This window comes from Aureimonas altamirensis (genome assembly GCF_001463885.1).
Lineage (GTDB): Bacteria > Pseudomonadota > Alphaproteobacteria > Rhizobiales > Rhizobiaceae > Aureimonas > Aureimonas altamirensis.
In genome coordinates this window covers 169,449-185,205 of the sequence record NZ_BBWQ01000020.1, presented here as the reverse complement: position 1 = coordinate 185,205, position 15,757 = coordinate 169,449, and the positions used below count along the sequence as shown (strand labels likewise).

16 protein-coding genes are annotated in these 15,757 nt (G+C 66.7%); 6 read left to right on the top strand and 10 right to left on the bottom strand.

Going from position 1 to position 15,757, the window contains the following annotated elements; genetic code table 11:
• The first annotated feature begins 4 nt into the window (after positions 1–4).
• Together dapB and AUL31_RS15485 are read left to right on the top strand one after the other, a co-directional pair.
• The gene (dapB, locus tag AUL31_RS15490) at positions 5–808 is read left to right on the top strand and encodes a 4-hydroxy-tetrahydrodipicolinate reductase (protein ID WP_060608660.1); all 804 of its coding nucleotides are present in this window, start codon (positions 5–7) and stop codon (positions 806–808) included.
• A gap of 17 nt (positions 809–825) precedes the next feature.
• A complete protein-coding gene (locus tag AUL31_RS15485; protein ID WP_060608658.1) occupies positions 826–1,446 on the top strand; it encodes a 2,3-bisphosphoglycerate-dependent phosphoglycerate mutase in 621 nt (206 codons plus the stop codon).
• 7 nt (positions 1,447–1,453) lie between these two features.
• Here AUL31_RS15485 and AUL31_RS15480 read toward each other — a convergent pair whose 3' ends face one another.
• A complete protein-coding gene (locus AUL31_RS15480) occupies positions 1,454–1,948 on the bottom strand; it encodes a DUF2244 domain-containing protein (RefSeq protein ID WP_060608655.1) in 495 nt (164 codons plus the stop codon).
• Between the two features lie 43 nt (positions 1,949–1,991).
• On the opposite strand from AUL31_RS15480, the gene nth reads away from it, so the two are divergent.
• On the top strand, positions 1,992–2,750 hold the full coding sequence (gene nth, locus AUL31_RS15475; protein ID WP_060608652.1) for an endonuclease III: 759 nt from the start codon (positions 1,992–1,994) through the stop codon (positions 2,748–2,750).
• Here the strand turns inward: nth and AUL31_RS15470 are convergent.
• Positions 2,747–3,475, bottom strand: coding sequence for a sulfate transporter family protein (locus AUL31_RS15470; protein ID WP_060608648.1), 729 nt, complete (start codon positions 3,473–3,475; stop codon positions 2,747–2,749). The genes nth and AUL31_RS15470 overlap by 4 nt on opposite strands.
• A gap of 17 nt (positions 3,476–3,492) precedes the next feature.
• Positions 3,493–6,462: an FG-GAP-like repeat-containing protein gene (locus AUL31_RS15465; protein ID WP_082646978.1), complete on the bottom strand. Its 2,970-nt coding sequence runs from the start codon at positions 6,460–6,462 to the stop codon at positions 3,493–3,495.
• Between the two features lie 170 nt (positions 6,463–6,632).
• Here AUL31_RS15465 and AUL31_RS15460 point away from each other — a divergent pair, with 170 nt between their 5' ends.
• On the top strand, positions 6,633–7,655 hold the full coding sequence (locus tag AUL31_RS15460; protein WP_060608641.1) for an adenosine kinase: 1,023 nt from the start codon (positions 6,633–6,635) through the stop codon (positions 7,653–7,655).
• Here AUL31_RS15460 and AUL31_RS15455 read toward each other — a convergent pair.
• Positions 7,634–9,163, bottom strand: coding sequence for a YifB family Mg chelatase-like AAA ATPase (locus AUL31_RS15455; protein WP_060608636.1), 1,530 nt, complete (start codon positions 9,161–9,163; stop codon positions 7,634–7,636). The genes AUL31_RS15460 and AUL31_RS15455 overlap by 22 nt on opposite strands.
• Before the next feature lie 161 nt (positions 9,164–9,324).
• Between AUL31_RS15455 and AUL31_RS15450 the strand changes: the two genes are divergently transcribed.
• Positions 9,325–9,666, top strand: a complete 342-nt coding sequence (locus tag AUL31_RS15450) for a hypothetical protein (protein WP_060608633.1) — start codon at positions 9,325–9,327, stop codon at positions 9,664–9,666.
• 19 nt (positions 9,667–9,685) lie between these two features.
• Here AUL31_RS15450 and gshB read toward each other — a convergent pair whose 3' ends face one another.
• Genes gshB through rph form a run of 6 tightly spaced genes read right to left on the bottom strand, consistent with a single transcriptional unit; the run spans position 9,686 to position 14,534 of the window.
• Positions 9,686–10,624 carry a glutathione synthase gene (gene gshB, locus AUL31_RS15445; RefSeq protein ID WP_060608630.1) on the bottom strand — a complete coding sequence of 313 codons (939 nt, stop codon included), beginning with the start codon at positions 10,622–10,624 and terminating at the stop codon, positions 9,686–9,688.
• Positions 10,625–10,682: 58 nt separating this feature from the next.
• The gene (locus AUL31_RS15440) at positions 10,683–11,060 is read right to left on the bottom strand and encodes a YraN family protein (protein WP_060608626.1); all 378 of its coding nucleotides are present in this window, start codon (positions 11,058–11,060) and stop codon (positions 10,683–10,685) included.
• Complete coding sequence (gene rsmI / locus AUL31_RS15435; RefSeq protein WP_082646977.1) at positions 11,057–11,971, bottom strand: 16S rRNA (cytidine(1402)-2'-O)-methyltransferase; 915 nt, start codon at positions 11,969–11,971, stop codon at positions 11,057–11,059. Before rsmI ends, AUL31_RS15440 begins: the two co-directional genes overlap by 4 nt.
• Positions 11,968–13,164 (bottom strand): radical SAM family heme chaperone HemW, encoded by a 1,197-nt coding sequence (gene hemW / locus AUL31_RS15430; RefSeq protein ID WP_060608620.1) that lies wholly within the window; start codon positions 13,162–13,164, stop codon positions 11,968–11,970. The genes rsmI and hemW overlap by 4 nt, the downstream gene beginning before the upstream one ends.
• Positions 13,161–13,808: an RdgB/HAM1 family non-canonical purine NTP pyrophosphatase gene (gene rdgB, locus AUL31_RS15425; RefSeq protein ID WP_060608617.1), complete on the bottom strand. Its 648-nt coding sequence runs from the start codon at positions 13,806–13,808 to the stop codon at positions 13,161–13,163. Before rdgB ends, hemW begins: the two co-directional genes overlap by 4 nt.
• 6 nt (positions 13,809–13,814) lie before the next feature.
• The gene (gene rph, locus AUL31_RS15420) at positions 13,815–14,534 is read right to left on the bottom strand and encodes a ribonuclease PH (protein ID WP_060608614.1); all 720 of its coding nucleotides are present in this window, start codon (positions 14,532–14,534) and stop codon (positions 13,815–13,817) included.
• A gap of 111 nt (positions 14,535–14,645) precedes the next feature.
• Here rph and hrcA point away from each other — a divergent pair, with 111 nt between their 5' ends.
• Positions 14,646–15,755: a heat-inducible transcriptional repressor HrcA gene (hrcA, locus tag AUL31_RS15415; RefSeq protein ID WP_060608610.1), complete on the top strand. Its 1,110-nt coding sequence runs from the start codon at positions 14,646–14,648 to the stop codon at positions 15,753–15,755.
• The last annotated feature ends 2 nt before the right edge of the window (positions 15,756–15,757 follow it).

The following is a 15,757-nucleotide window of genomic DNA, read 5'->3' as shown; positions in this document are numbered from 1 at the left end:
GAGGATGAGACTCGTCGTTCTGGGGGCGGCCGGACGGATGGGCAGGAACCTCGTCCGTATCATCGAGGAAACGCCCGGCGTCACGCTGGCTGCCGCCATCGAGCGCAAGGGCTCTTCCGTGCTGGGGCATGATGCCGGCGAACTGGCCGGCCTCGGCGAGATCGGCACGCTCGTCACCGATGCGCTGGAGCCCGTCCTAGCGGATGCCGACGGCATCCTGGACTTTACCGCCCCGGCCTATTCCATCTCCGTCGCCGAGCTGGCGGCGCAGCACGGCCTGGTGCACGTCATCGGCACGACCGGCTTTTCCGCACAGGACGACGCCGCGGTGGCCAAGGCCGCCGCATCCGGCGCGCGGGTCGTGAAATCCGGCAATATGAGCCTCGGCGTCAACATGCTGGCCGTGCTGGTGGAGCGCGCGGCGCGCGCCCTGGCCGCCGATGGTTTCGACATCGAGATCGCCGAGATGCATCACCGTCACAAGGTGGATGCGCCGTCCGGCACGGCGCTGCTTCTGGGCGAGGCCGCCGCCGCGGGGCGCGAGATTGCCCTGGCCGACGCCTCGGTGCGGGCGCGCGATGGCCATACCGGGCCACGGCCGGCCGGCGCCATCGGTTTCGCCACGCTGCGCGGCGGCTCCGTCATCGGCGACCATTCGGTCATCTTCGCGGGGGAGGGCGAGCGCATCGAGCTGGTGCATCGCGCCGACGACCGCGCAATCTATGCGCGCGGCGCCGTCAAGGCGGCGCTCTGGGCAGGCGGGCAGGCGCCCGGCCTGTATTCCATGCGCGACGTCCTTTCGATCTGACATTCAACGGAGCTCAAATGGTGCGGACCCTCGTTCTCGTAAGACACGGCCAGAGTGACTGGAACCTCAAGAACCTGTTCACCGGCTGGCGTGACCCGGACCTGACCGAGAAGGGCGTGGAAGAAGCGAAGGCTGCCGGCGAGCGGTTGAAGGCGACGGGCCTGGTCTTCGACCGGGCGTTCACCAGCAACCTGTCGCGCGCGCAGCGCACGCTGTCGCTGCTCCAGGGAACGCTCGGCCAGGCCGACATCCCGACGGAGCGGAGCGAGGCCCTGAACGAGCGCGACTATGGCGATCTGTCCGGGCTCAACAAGGACGATGCGCGCGCCAAATGGGGCGAGGAGCAGGTCCATGTCTGGCGCCGCTCCTACGATGTGCCGCCCCCGGGCGGCGAAAGCCTCAAGGATACCGGCGCGCGGGTCTGGCCATACTACATCCACACCATCCAGCCGCAGGTGCTGGGTGGCGGCAACGTCATCGTGGCGGCGCACGGCAACTCGCTGCGCGCGCTGGTGATGGCGCTGGAGGGCCTGTCGCCGGACGAGATCGTCAATGCGGAAATCGCGACTGGCGTGCCTATCGTCTACAAGCTGAACGCCGATTCCTCGGTAGCGTCGAAAGACGTGCTGGAGGCCTGAGCCGGCTTCAGCCGCGCCGGGCCGTCGCCAAGGCGCGGCCGAACTCGGTTGCGAAGGTTTCCCGGTCGTCCGGGTTCAGGAAGGAGCCGATCTCGGTGGCGCGGCCACGGCCGGAAACGGCCATCCGCGTGACGCCGAATTCGTGGTGCCGCTGCACGTCGAACCGGGCCCAGAACGGGTTGTAATTCTCTTCGCGGACCTCGCCGCGCGGCGAGGTCTTGCGGATCATCAGGCGCGTGCGCGATACGCTGACCTCCTCGCGCGCGCGGGCGGCGCGGTAGTTGACGCGGAAGGCGATCCACAGGGCCAGCACATCGAGACCGAAGAAGCCGAAGATGGGCCAGGCGCCCTCGGCCAGAAAGAACAGGCCGGTCAGGAGGCTGATGCCGCCGAAACCGGCCATGACGACGGTGAACCCCGTGCGTCCCATCGAGCGATAGGGCGTCAACAGCGCATGGAAAAGCGGCCGCTCGTTGGGGTTTTCGCTTTCCTCGTCCGGCATCCTCGGTTCACCTGTCGGGCAGACTGACAAGGCAGGATACACCATGGCGCCGACCGCGCGAAAGAGGGCGCCCCGCGCGCCGAAAATTCCGTACAGCCCGGCGGAGATCGGCGAGATCTTCCGCAGATTCGCCGTGCAACGGCCCGAGCCGCAGCCGGAACTTGAGCATACGAACCCCTTTACCCTGCTGTTCGCAGTGGTGCTGTCGGCGCAGGCAACCGATGCCGGCGTCAACCGGGCCACACGCGGCCTGTTTGCCAGGGCGGACAACGCGGCTGACATGGCAGCTCTGGGCGAAGACGCCATCCGCGAGCACATTCGCACCATCGGCCTGTTCCGCAACAAGGCGCGCAATGTCTGGCTGCTATCGAAGTCGCTGGTGGAAGAGTATGGCGGGCAGGTGCCCGATACGCGTGAAGCGCTGGAAGCCTTGCCGGGCGTCGGCCGCAAGACGGCCAACGTGGTTCTGAATACCGCCTTCGGCAAGGAGACGCTGGCCGTCGACACCCATATCTTCCGGATCGGCAATCGGCTTCACATCGCGCCGGGCAAGACGCCGGAAGAGGTCGAGCGCAATTTCCTGCGCATCATCCCGGATGGCTATCTGCGCCATGCCCATCACTGGCTGATCCTGCACGGGCGCTATGTCTGCAAGGCGCGCAAGCCCGACTGCCCCGCCTGCATCATAGCCGATTTATGCAAGGCCGAGGTGAAGACAACCGACGTGCCGGCCCCGCTGACACCGCTGGAAACGCGCCCTGCCGGAGAGCAGCCGCGCCCGCCGGTGACGGCCGTCGGCTAGGCGGCCGGGCCGGGCTGCGGCACGCCGCCTTCGCGGCGCGACAGTTTCTGGTGCAGGTGCACCATCATCGCTGCGGCAAAAAGCGGCGTAAGCAGATTGACGATGGGGATCGCAAGGAGCGCGGCGATGACGAGGCCGGCGATGAAGATGCGCCCGCCATTGCGGCTGCGCATGGCGGCGGCCTGGTCTTCCGAACGGTACCTGAGGCACGCGAACTGGAAGTACTCGCGGCCGAGCAGATAGCCGTTGATGACGAAGAAGGCGCCGACATTGACCAGCGGCACCCACAGCAGCGCAAAGGCGATGAGGTTGCCGAGGATGACGATACCGAAGAACTTGATGGACAGGATCATGCCGCGCACCAGCGGCAAGGCGCGCCCCTCCGGCTGGTCTGCATAGTCCTTTCTTTCCACCGCCTCGGCGACATCGTCGAGAAACAGGCCGGCGATGATGGCGCTGACGGGCGCGATCAGGAAAGCCATCAGGAACGCCAGGACGATACCCGCCGCGATGCCGGCAAAAGCCCCGGCATTGTCGAGCCAGGCCGGCATGTCCGGCGCGAAGTCGGCAAAGAACGGAATGGCCACCGCCGCGAAAAGCCACCGCACGCTGAACCACAAGGCTACCAGCACCACGGCCGTCAGGCCGAGCACCTTCCACAAGGTGGAGCGGAACGGCGGTGAGACGATGTCGCGCAGGGCAAGGCGGGCGGAAGAGAGAATCATATGCGACAGTACCTCGATCAGATCGTCAGCGGTCCGGTGACTCCGTCCTGTATATAGAGCGCGGCGCCGGCCGATGCATTGGTGACGATGTGGTAGACGACGCCGTCCAGCGTCGCATCGCCGCCAAGGCTCCAGCCGGTCTGGGATGCCAGCTCGACCCTGTCGCCCGCATTGCCGGCCACGACCATCTGATGGAGGTTTTCCGTCGCGGCCAGGCCCGTCCACCCATTGCCGGAATTGAAGAGGTTTGCCGATGACATGTCCATGATGTCGTCGATGGATATCTTTAGCCGGTTGTCGCCCGAGCCGGTCAGGTCCACGCGTTCGATGCCGGACAGGCGGCCGACGCCATGCAGCAGCCCTGTGCCTGGGTTTTGAAGGGCCGTCAGGTCGAGGACGATCCCGCTGCCGTCGATCTTGAGCGTGTCCACGCCGCTGCCGCCGTCCAGATGCGAGATGCGGCCGTCGACGGCACCGGCGAGGCCCTCCAGCAGGAAACCGATGCCGATGACCAGCGTGTCGTCTCCGGCACCGCCGAGCGCGACGCTGCCGCCGCGCGACAGCGAAATCGTGTCGTTGCCCGCACCACCGGCGATAACCGCCGGCTGGCCGGCATCGGACATCGTATCGCCGGTAGCGCCGCCCATCTGCGTCACGGCAGTGTGGGTGAACGCCCCGGATGTCGAACCGTAGATGACATAGGCGCCGCCACCGCCGGGCTGCCCGGATGCCATGGGGGCACCGACCAGAATGTCGGCCAGGCCGTCGCCATCGATGTCGCCGCCGGCACTGACCGAAAGGGCGGCTGCGCCCGTGTCCTGCGGAATCTCGATCGCGAAACCGCCGTTTCCGTCGGCGATGTCGGACAGGTGGACCGCCTGCGTCGTGCTCTTGCCGAAGACGACATAGGCGCGGTCGGCGTGCGCGCCGCCGCCCACCGAAACGATCACGTCGTCGAAGCCGTCGCCATCGACATCGCCGGCCGGTGCGACCGACAGCCCGACATGCTCGCCGGTTTCCCCTTCGATGACGAAGCCGCCGAGCTGGTACCGGACCGTGGCAAGGTCGACCGAGCTGGTGGTTGCGCGGCCGAAGACCACGTAGGCCCTGTCGGAGCCTGCAGTGCCGACGAGGATATCCGCCAGGCCGTCGCCATTGACGTCGCCCGCCGTGGATACGGCAGCGCCGGCCATGTCGCCCGCGCTCTCTCCGCGGATGACGAACCCGCCGCCATTGCCCGCGACGATGGAGGATAGCTGGATATCCGAGGCGTTCGCTTTGCCGAAAACGAGGACGGCGCCGCCGGCCTGCGCCCCCGTAACGTTGAGGCCGGGCGTGCCGAGGACGTAATCGGCGATGCCATCGCCATTCACGTCGCCGGCAGAGGCGACAATGGCTCCGATTCCCTGTCCCGTCACCGGGCTCATGACCGCGAAGCCACCGATGTCGCGGTCGAGGTCGGATGCGGTCACGATCGGGTATGCAATCGAAACGGCGCGGCTGTCGGTGGGCGGGCTCTGCGTTCCGTTTGCGGCAACCGCATGGATGACGGCATCCTGCACCGGAACCTCGCTCCGCGCGAAGACGACGCTCCAGCGCTGGTTTTCAACCACGGCCTGACGGGTCGACTGTCCCCATGAGACGCTCACCTCGACGCCGTCCGCCAGGTTTTCGGCGGTGCCCGCCACCGTGACGCCGGAGCCACGCTCGACGTACGTTACGGCGTCGTCGCCGGATACGACGTCTATCGCGATGCGGGCCACCAGCGGTTCCGACGTCGGCCCAGACGCCGCGATCATCACCTCGCGCGAGGCGGTTGCGAAATCGCCGATGCTGGCGCGGACGGTGTAGGTGGACTCCGTCGTGTCCTGGGGGATTTCGTCTCTGGAAAATGTCACCGACCAGCGGCCGGTGCCGGATGGGGTCACGCTTTTCGTCGTCGTGCCCCATTCGACGACGACGATCGAATCGGCCTCCACATTGGATGCGACGCCACTGACCGTCACGCCCGAGCTCCGCTCGGCGTCGGTTACCTGATTGTCCTGCGAAACGGCATCGATCGTCAGGGTTGGCCGTTCGAGCGCCGCAATCGAAACCTTGGCCCCGGCAAAGGTTTGTCCCGTCATGGCATAGATGTTCGCATAGTCGCGCGTGGCGAGAATCGATCCCGCTTCGAAAACCGCCTGCCATACCCCATCTTCCACGATGGCGGTCTGGCGGGCAGCACCCCAGGACACGGCTATCACCGTACCGTCGGCGATGTCCGTGGCGGTGCCCGAAACGGTGATCGGGCCCGCCATTTCCCCGTCGCTGAGGTGATTGTCGCCTGTGACGGGATCGATCGTCAGCCTTGGGGTTTGCTGCGGGGTCGTGTTCGTGGGCGTGTCCGCCGCTGGCGCTGCGGCGGCGGTGCCGCCACTTCCACCGCCCGCCACCGCTGCGATGCCGCCGCCGACCAGCGCCCCGCCGACCAGAACGAGCGTCTGCGGCGATACGCCCGCAGCCAGGGGCATGTGATGCAACGACAGCGTCGAAAGCTCGAACCGGTCCGCGGCGAGAACGTCGTACTGAGCCGCGAAGTCGTGCGCCAGGCTGGCCAGCGCCTGCCCGTCGCCGAAGGTGTGCAGGACGTCGAAACCGCCGGAGGCGTGCGATGGGCGGGGCGTGGAGCCGTCGAGCGTCCTTGTCTGCCCGTCCTGCTGCGGAAGCTCGACCGAGACACCGTCGGTTGCAAAGAAGTTGCGAACGACGATCTTCGTCCCATCATCCGTCAAGAGCACGAGATCATTGTCGGGGGTGGACATCGCGATGACGCGGTCGACCGCTTCCTCGCCGCGTTCGGTAAGCTTGACCAGCTTGAAATGGCCGCGCGGCGGTGCATCGATCTGCACCGAGCGTCCCCTTGCGACGGGCACCGTCCTGCCGGGCGACACCAGCGCGTAAGAGATGGAGTTTGTGAACGGGCTGGGTGTAAGGGGCGCAACCATCGACGAAACCTATAGGTCAGGGTGGCCCACTTGACGCTATTTCGGCAGGCGCCAAAAGAAACCCAAGATTTAATATTTATCAATGCGTTAAGGTGCGGTGGTGGTTTCTCTCGCCAAATGTGCCGGGACGGGCTATCCAACGCCTGTCTCCCATCCTGACGAGAGCGTTCATGCAGGAATTCGATCTTCTGACCATCGGCAATGCCATCGTCGATGTCCTTTCGCGTACCGACGATGGAGCGCTGGACGCGCTCGGCGTGGAAAAAGGCGCGATGACGCTGGTGGACGAGGCGCGGGCGATCGCGCTGTACGGCGGCATGGGACCGGCCATCGAGATGTCCGGCGGCAGCGCGGGCAACACGCTGGCCGGCTTCGTGTCTCTGGGCGGTCGCGGCGCCTATTTCGGCAAGGTCGCCGCCGACACGCTGGGCGGCATCTTCACCCACGACATCCGCGCCGTCGGCGCCCATTACGAGTCGGTGCCGCTGCGCGGCGGCCCTTCTACGGCGCGCTGCATGATCTTCGTGACACCCGATGGAGAGCGTTCGATGTGCACCTATCTCGGCGCCTGCGTCGAGTTCGGTCCGGAGGATGTCGACGAGGCGGTCGTTGCCGCGGCCAAGGTCTGCTACTTCGAAGGGTATCTGTGGGATCCGCCCCGCGCCAAGGACGGCATCCGGAAAGCCGCTGCCGCGGCGCACGCCGCCGGGCGCGACGTTGCGATGACGCTGTCCGATTCATTCTGCGTGCATCGGCATCGGGAAGAGTTCCTGCAACTCATGCGATCCGGCACGGTCGACATCGTCTTCGCCAACGAAGAGGAGGCGCTGGCCCTGTACGAGACCCGCGACCTGCAAACCGCACTCGATGCCATCGGGCGCGATACGCGCAAGGTGGCCGTGGTGACGCGCAGCGAAAAGGGCTGCGTCGTGGTGGAGGGGGGCGCACAGACGGCCTATCCCGCACTGCGCGTTGCGGACGTCGCCGATACGACAGGGGCGGGCGACCTGTTCGCGTCCGGTTTCCTGCGCGGCTACACGGCCGGGCTGGACCATGGCTCCAGTGCCGCGCTGGGCGCCGCTGCGGCGGCCCATATCATCCGGCAGATGGGCCCACGGCCGCAGGTGCGCCTGGCCGACCAGCCGGAATTTGCCGCGCTGCTTGCCGGTTCTCAACCGGCCGTGGTGGCCTGAGGCCCGACGCGATAGGCGAGAGCCTCGGCCAGATGCCGCCGCCCGACCAGTTCTTCCCCGTCGAGGTCGGCCAGGGTGCGCGCCACCTTGAGAACGCGATGGAAAGCGCGCGCCGATAGCCGCAGGCGGTCGGCCGCCGCCGCCATCATCGACCGCCCGTCTGCATCCAGCGCGGCCGCAGCCTCGATTTCGGCGGCCGAACAGCGGGCGTTGACGTAGCCTTCGGCCAAGCCCATCGCGGTATAGCGGCGATGCTGGATTTGCCGCGCGGCGGCGACCCGCTCGGCGACGCTGGCGGACGTTTCCGACGGTCTTTGTACCAACAGGTCGGCCACCGTCACGGCCGGCACGGACATGCGCAGGTCGATCCTGTCCATGAACGGTCCGGACACGCGCGCCTGGTAATCGCTCTGGCAGCGCGGCCCCCGCGCGCAGACATGGCCCGGCTCGCCAGCCATGCCGCACCGACACGGGTTCATCGCCGCGACAAGCTGGAACCGTGCCGGATAGGTGATGCGGTGGTTGACCCGCGCGACGACGGCTTCACCGCTTTCGATGGGCTGACGCAGCGAATCCAGTACGGCAGGCGCAAATTCGGGGAGCTCGTCCAGAAACAGCACGCCCTGATGTGCCATGGATACTTCGCCCGGACGCGCCTTCTGGCCGCCGCCGATCATCGCCGCCATGGAGGCCGAATGGTGCGGAGCGCGAAACGGCCGGCTGGCGGACAGGCGCCCCTCGGCGAGTTCGCCCGCTATGGACGAGATCATCGACACTTCCAGCAGTTCGCGCGGCGACAATGGCGGCAGGATGGATGGCAGGCGCTGGGCGAGCATCGACTTGCCGGAGCCCGGCGGTCCGCAGAACAGAAGGTTGTGTCCACCGGCTGCCGCAACCTCCAGCGCGCGCCGCGCTTCGTCCTGGCCCTTGATATGTTCCATGTCCAGCGGCGATACCGAAGCGGCGCGGCTGACGGGCGTCGGGCGATCCAGGATCTGCGTGCCCCGGAAATGGTTTGCGATCTGGATGATGTTGCGGGCGGCGACGATGCGCATGTCGGCGCTGGCCCATGCGGCTTCCGATCCGCAGGCTTGCGGGCAGATGAGGCCGAGGCCGCCTGCATTGGCGGCCATCGCCGCTGGGAGCACACCGTTGACCGCCACGATGCTGCCGTCCAGGGACAGCTCTCCCAGCACCGCATAGGCTGCAAGCTCACCTGGCGGGATTGCGCCAAGTGCGGCCATCAGCCCCAGCGCGATCGGCAGGTCGTAGTGGCTGCCTTCCTTGGGCAGGTCGGCCGGCGCCAGATTGATGGTGACCCGCTTGGGCGGCATCGCCAACCCCGACGCATGGAGCGCGGACTGCACACGCTCACGGCTTTCGGCAACCGCCTTGTCCGCCAGCCCGACGATCTGAATGCCCACCTTGCCCGGTGCGACCATCACCTCGACATCGACCGGGATGGCCTCCACGCCCTGAAAGGCCACCGTGCGCACCCTGGCGATCATCGCAATACCAAATCCTGGATTAAAACATCCGGATGACTATATGATATCATGTTGTCGTCAAGCGCGTCGTTTCCGAGTCGTCGCATCCAGCCCATGGGCGCGGCTGCGGGTCTGCCTCATCCGGCACCGAGCTGAAGAACCGGCACCCGGTGTAAATCCGGGTGCGGCTGTCCTATGTCTCGGTGGTCGGCATAGTTGCGGCCGATCCGCATGCGGTCCGCTGCGATGGCGGTGCGCAGCTTTCAGCGGGCGATGCGGGAGTCGGTAAACATGGCAGAGACTGCATCATGAGTCAGGCAAAGAAGAGTACCGGCGGCAGCGACGCCGCTCTTGCGAGGTTGGTCCGCATGGCGCAGGCCGAAGCTCTCAAGGCAGTCGAGGATGCCGCCGAATGGCAGGGCAGCCCCGCGGAGCTTGCCGGACTGTGCGAAGAGATCGCCAGCCGCTACCTGGACATAGCGGAAAAAGCGTCCGCCTTGGCCCTGCGCCGAATGCATCACTGAGCGCGCCCGACGCCCAGGGCTAGGCGCGATCCTCGATCTTGTCCCAGAAGAGAGCCGCAATATCGGCGCCGCCGAAACGGCGAACCTCCCGGATGCCGGTGGGGGAGGTCAAGTTGATCTCGGTCAGATAATCGCCGATCACGTCGATGCCTACGAAAAGCTGCCCACGCTCGCGCAGGGCGGGGCCAATGCGGGCGCAGATTTCGCGGTCGCGGTCCGTGATGTCGGCCGGCTCCGCACGACCGCCGACATGCATGTTGGACCGCGCATCGGTTTCCGATGGCACCCGGTTGATCGCGCCCACGGGCTCGCCGTCGATGAGGATCACCCGCTTGTCGCCCTTGCGCACATCCGGCAGGTATCGCTGCACGATAAAGGGCTCGCGGAACAGAAGCGCGAATGTCTCCATGAAGGATGACAGGTTCCGGTCGTCCCGCGTCAGGTGGAAGACGCCGGCACCGCCATTGCCATACAGGGGCTTCATCACGATCTCGCCGAACTCGGCGCGGAACGCGGCAACCTCTGCCGCATCCTTGGTGATGAGGGTCTCGGGCATCAGGTCGGAGAACTCCGTGACGAAGATCTTCTCCGGCATGTTGCGAACCCAGGCGGGGTCGTTGGCGACGATCGTCCCGGGCTGCAACCGCTCCAGAAGATGCGTCGACGTGATGTAGTTCATGTCGAAAGGGGGGTCCTGCCGCAGCAGGACGACATCCATCTCGGCCAGATCGGTGCGCACCGGCTCGCCCAGGGTGAAGTGGCGGCCCTGTTCCTCGGCAAGCTGCATCGCCTCGAGCCGCGCCGTCACCACGCCGTCGCGCATCGAAAGACGGTCGGGGGTATAGTGGAACAGGCTGTGTCCGCGCCGCTGCGCCTCCAGGCACAGGGCGAATGTTGAATCACCCTTGATCGTGATGGACGACACATGGTCCATCTGCACTGCGACCTTCAAGCTCATGACACCTCGCGGGACTTGTCTCGAGCGTGTCGTAGCCGCCAACGCCTGCCGATTGCAATCATTTGTATCGGTTGGGCTGCCAAGCACCAGCCAGGTGCCGCAGGCGGAATGCGGATGTCACCGCGACGATGTCGTAGCGCATGGACAGTGTTTCGGGCTGCGGATGACGCACGCGCCAGACGTCCGCCGCGGCTTCGATGCGGCGCCACGCCGCGCTCTGCACGGCGTCCACGGCGACGGTCACCTCGCTGCGCGCCTTGACCTCCACGATGGCAAGGACGGCGCCGCGCCGGGCGATGATATCGACCTCGCCCACCCGGCAGCGAAACCGCCGCGCCAGGATGCGATAACCCTTGAGCCGCAGCCAGATTGCGGCGACTGCCTCGGCGTGATGTCCCTTGCGGAAGGCGCGCCGGCGCAGGTTGGGCACGTTCAAGCCGCGCCGCCCTTGAGGGCAAGGGCGCGTTGGTAAAGCTCGCGCCGCGGCAGGCCCGTCAACTTGACGGCCTCCTGCGCCGCATGGGCCGGCTTCATCTCCTGAAGCAGGCCCGAAAGGATCGTATCGACATCGTCGCCGGTGGCGGCAGCCTCGGGGGCGGGCGGGCCGACGCAAACCACGATCTCGCCGCGCACGCGCTCCATCGCCGCGAAGGTCCGGGCAAGGCCGGACAGCGTGTCACGATAGATCGTCTCGTGAAGCTTGGTCAGTTCGCGGCACACAGCCGCCGGCCTGTCGCCCAGCATCGCGGCCATGTCCGCCAGACTTTCGGTTATGCGATGTGGCGCTTCGAAGAACAGCAGCGTGCCCGGCACCCGTGCCAGCTCTTCGAAGCGGGCGCGCCGCGCCACCTGCTTCTGCGGTGGAAAGCCGGCAAAGAAAAAGGCGTCCGATGGAAGGCCGCTGGCCGCCAACGCCGCCAGCGGCGCCGATGCACCCGGAATCGGGATGACGGGAAAGCCTTCCGCTATGGCCAGGCGAGCGGCCGGAAAGCCGGGGTCTGAGACGATGGGCGTTCCGGCATCGGAAACCAGCGCCACGGATTTGCCCGCGGCCAGCGCTTCGATGATGGCGGCGCCGGCGGCCTCCGAATTATGCTCGTGATAGGCCATGCTGGCGCGCTTGATGCCATAGCGCTGCAGCAGCTTGGCGGTCACCCGCGTGTCTTCGCATGCCAGAATGTCTGCTCCTGCCACGATCTGCAGCGCCCGCAGCCCCATATCGCCGAGATTGCCGATGGGCGTGGCCACGAGGTACAGGCCCGGCTCCGGCCGTGGCGCGTCGAACACCTGCCCCAGAAGGCTGAAGCGCGTATCCGGCCTTGCTTCCTCCACGGCTCTCTCCCTCAGGCCAGTTCCGCCAGCACCCGGTCCAGCACCAGCATGCCGGCGGGCGTTGCGCGCAGGCGGTCGGACGACAGGCGTTCGACCATGCCATAGGATTGCAGTTCCGCCTCGCGCCCCCCATCGAGATCGCGGCCGGACAGTTGACGCCAGCGCTCAAGGTCCACCCCCTCGCTCAGGCGAAGGCCCATCAGCAGCAGTTCCTCTGCTTGCTCGGGACTGGCCAGCGGCTCGTCGACATCCATGCCGTGTCCCTGCGCCTCGACCAGTTCCAGCCAGCGCTCGGGAAGTTTTTCGTTGGCAGTGGCGTGCCGCCCGGCATGGCCGGGGATGCGTCCATGCGCCCCGGGCCCAACCCCGGCATAGAGGCCGTAGCGCCAATAGGTCAGGTTGTGGCGCGATTCCGCACCGGGCACGGCATGATTGGACACTTCATAGGCCGGCATGCCCCGCGCCGCGGTCACCTGTTGCGTCACCTCGTAAAGGTCCGCCGACAGTTCGCCGTCCGGCACCACGAGCCTGCCGGTGCGGTGCAGCGCATGGAAGACGGTGCCTTCCTCGATGGTGAGCTGGTACAGCGACAGATGGTCGGCGGCGAGGTCTATCGCCCGCTCGAGTTCCGCCTGCCAGGCATCCGCCGTCTGGCCGGGGCGCGCATAGATGAGGTCGAAGGACAGGCGCGGGAAGGTTTCGCGCGCAAGCTTGATGGCCGCCAGGGCCTGACCAACGTCATGCAGGCGCCCCAGACGCCGAAGATCGGCATCATTGAGTGCCTGGACGCCCAGCGACACGCGGTTGACGCCGGCGGCGCGATAGCCACGGAAGCGATCCGCCTCGACGCTGCTCGGGTTCGCCTCCATGGTGATCTCGGCGCCGTCCGCGACGGGCCAGTGGCGGGCGATCGCGGACAGGATACGCTCGACGGTCGACGGGTCCATCAAGGATGGCGTGCCGCCCCCCAGAAAGACCGACGTGACCTGCCGCCCGGGCGTGCGCGCCGCCATGACGGCCAGTTCGCGCTCGAAGGCCCGTGCATAACGCGCCTGGTCCACCGGCTTGTGGCGGACATGGCTGTTGAAGTCGCAATAGGGGCATTTGGCCGCGCAGAAGGGCCAGTGGACATAAACGCCGAAGCCGGGCTCGGCCGGGGTCGGCGTGAAGATGCGTCCTCCGGCCGGAGGTCCGAAGCCTCGTGTCACGCAACGCCCAGCATGTCGCGGGCAAACAACTGGAATGCCCGTGCGCGGTGCGACAGCGCGGTGGCCTGTCCGGGCTTCCAACCGTGTTTCTCGTCCGACGACATCTCGCCGAAGGTGCGTGAATGGCCTTCCGGCAGGAAGAATGGATCGTAGCCGAAGCCGAGCGTGCCGCGCGGCGGCCATACGACGGTGCCCTCGACCTCGCCGCGAAACTCGCGCGTGGTGCCGTCCGGCCATGCAAGGCACAGAACCGCCACGAAGCGGGCCCGACGCTGCGCGGGCTTCAGCGCACCGGCCGCCTGCAGCTTCTTTTCCACCTGGCGCATCGCCATGGCGAAATCCTTGTCCGGCCCGCCCCAGCGGGCCGAATAGATGCCCGGTGCGCCATCGAGTGCATCGACCACGATTCCGCTATCGTCTGACAGGGCGACGAGGCCGGTGGCCGTCGCGGCGGCCAGAGCCTTGATCCTGGCGTTCTCCTCGAAGGTGGAGCCGGTCTCGTCCGGTTCGGGCAGGTCGCGCTGCGAAGCGGAAACCACCGTGAAGCCGAGCGGACCGAGAAGCTCCTCGATCTCGGCGATCTTTCCCTGGTTGTGGCTGGCGACCAGCAGGGGGCCGGCCCCGGAGTCGAGCGTATGGGCCATGGTCGTTCAGCCGGCGAGGGCTGCCTTCTGCTTTTCGACAAGGTCGGCGATGCCGGCTTTGGCAAGGTCCATGAGGGCCTTCAGCTCGTCTTCGCTGAACGGCTCACCCTCGGCGGTGCCCTGGATTTCCACGATACCGCCACGGCCGGTCATGACGAAATTGGCGTCCGTCCCGGCGGACGAATCTTCCAGATAGTCCAGATCGATCACCGGCTGGCCGTTGTGGATGCCGCAGGAAATGGCGGCGACATGATCCTTCAGGACGGCGGCACGCTTGACCATGCCGCGCTGCTCCATCCAGGACAGGCAGTCGGACAGCGCGACGAACGCCCCGGTGATGGCGGCGGTGCGGGTGCCGCCATCGGCCTGGATGACGTCGCAGTCCACCGTGATCTGGCGTTCGCCCAAGGCCTGAAGGTCGACGATGGCGCGCAGCGACCGGCCGATCAGGCGCTGGATTTCCTGCGTGCGGCCCGATTGCTTGCCCGATGCCGCTTCGCGGCGCATCCTGTCGCCGGTGGCGCGCGGCAGCATGCCGTATTCTGCCGTCACCCAGCCCTTGCCGGTATTCTTCAGCCAGCCGGGCACGCGCTCTTCCAGGCTGGCGGTGCACAGGACATGCGTGTCGCCGAAGCGGACGAGGCACGAGCCTTCGGCATGGCGGGAAACGCCGCGTTCGAGGGTGACGTTGCGCAGTTCGTGCGCCGCACGCTTGGATGGCCGCATAAGGCTTGTGTCCTGTATCGTCTTGTGTGGTCTGTACATTCCTTGGCGTGATGTAGAATCTTTCGACGCTGGACGGAAGCGCCAGCGGGCGCATATGTTGGTGGCAGAGCCATGAAGTACAGGACCACCTCCAGCAACGATCCATTCGGAACGGGCGTCGGCGCGACGCTCGACGATCGCTCGCGCGATATCTTCCGGCTGATCGTCGATTCGTATCTCGACAATGGCGAGCCTGTGGGCTCGCGCAATATTTCGCGTCTTCTGACGCAGAGCCTGTCGCCCGCTTCTGTCCGCAACGTCATGAGCGACCTGGAGGCCCTCGGCCTGATCTACGCACCGCATGTCAGTGCGGGCCGCGTTCCGACCGAGCTTGGCCTGCGCTTCTTCGTCGACGCCTTTCTGGAAGTCGGGGACATGCCGGATGCCGAGCGCACCCGGATCGAGGAGCATGTCCGCTCGCTGGGCGATACACGCTCCGTCGATACGCTGCTGACGGAGGCAAGCCAGCTTCTGTCAGGCCTGTCGCGCGGGGCCGGGCTGGTGATGGCCGGCAAGAACGACCTGCGCCTCAAGCATGTGGATTTCATCCGGCTGGACCCCAAAAGCGCGCTCGCCGTTCTGGTGGGCGAGAATGGCGATGTCGAGAATCGCGTCGTCGACTTGCCCCCCGGCGTGACGTCGTCCCAGCTGGTCGAGGCCGCCAATTTCCTCAATGCCAACGTCGTCGGGCGGACGTTGAGCGAGGCGCATCAGCGGCTGGGCGACCTCAGGCGTCAGACGGCGAGCGAGTTGGACAAGCTCTCGCAGGAGATGGTGGATGCAGGCATCGCCGTCTGGTCCGGCGCCAGCGCCGACCAGCCAAGCCGCCTGATCGTGCGCGGCCGTGCCAACCTGATCGAGAACGTGTCGGCCGCGGCCGACCTGGAGCGCCTGCGCCATCTGTTCAACGACCTGGAAACCAAAAGCTCCATCATGGAGCTGGTCGATCTGGCGGAGTCGGGCGATGGGGTGCGCATCTTCATCGGATCGGAGAACAAGCTTTTCTCCATGTCCGGATCATCGCTCGTCATTGCGCCGTATCGCGACGGAGCCGAGCGCGTCATCGGCGCCGTCGGCGTGATCGGGCCGACGCGCCTCAACTATCGCCGCATCGTGCCCATGGTCGACTACACGGCACGGCTGGTTTCGCGGCTTCTGGGCGGCGCCGCCGGCCGTCCGTGATC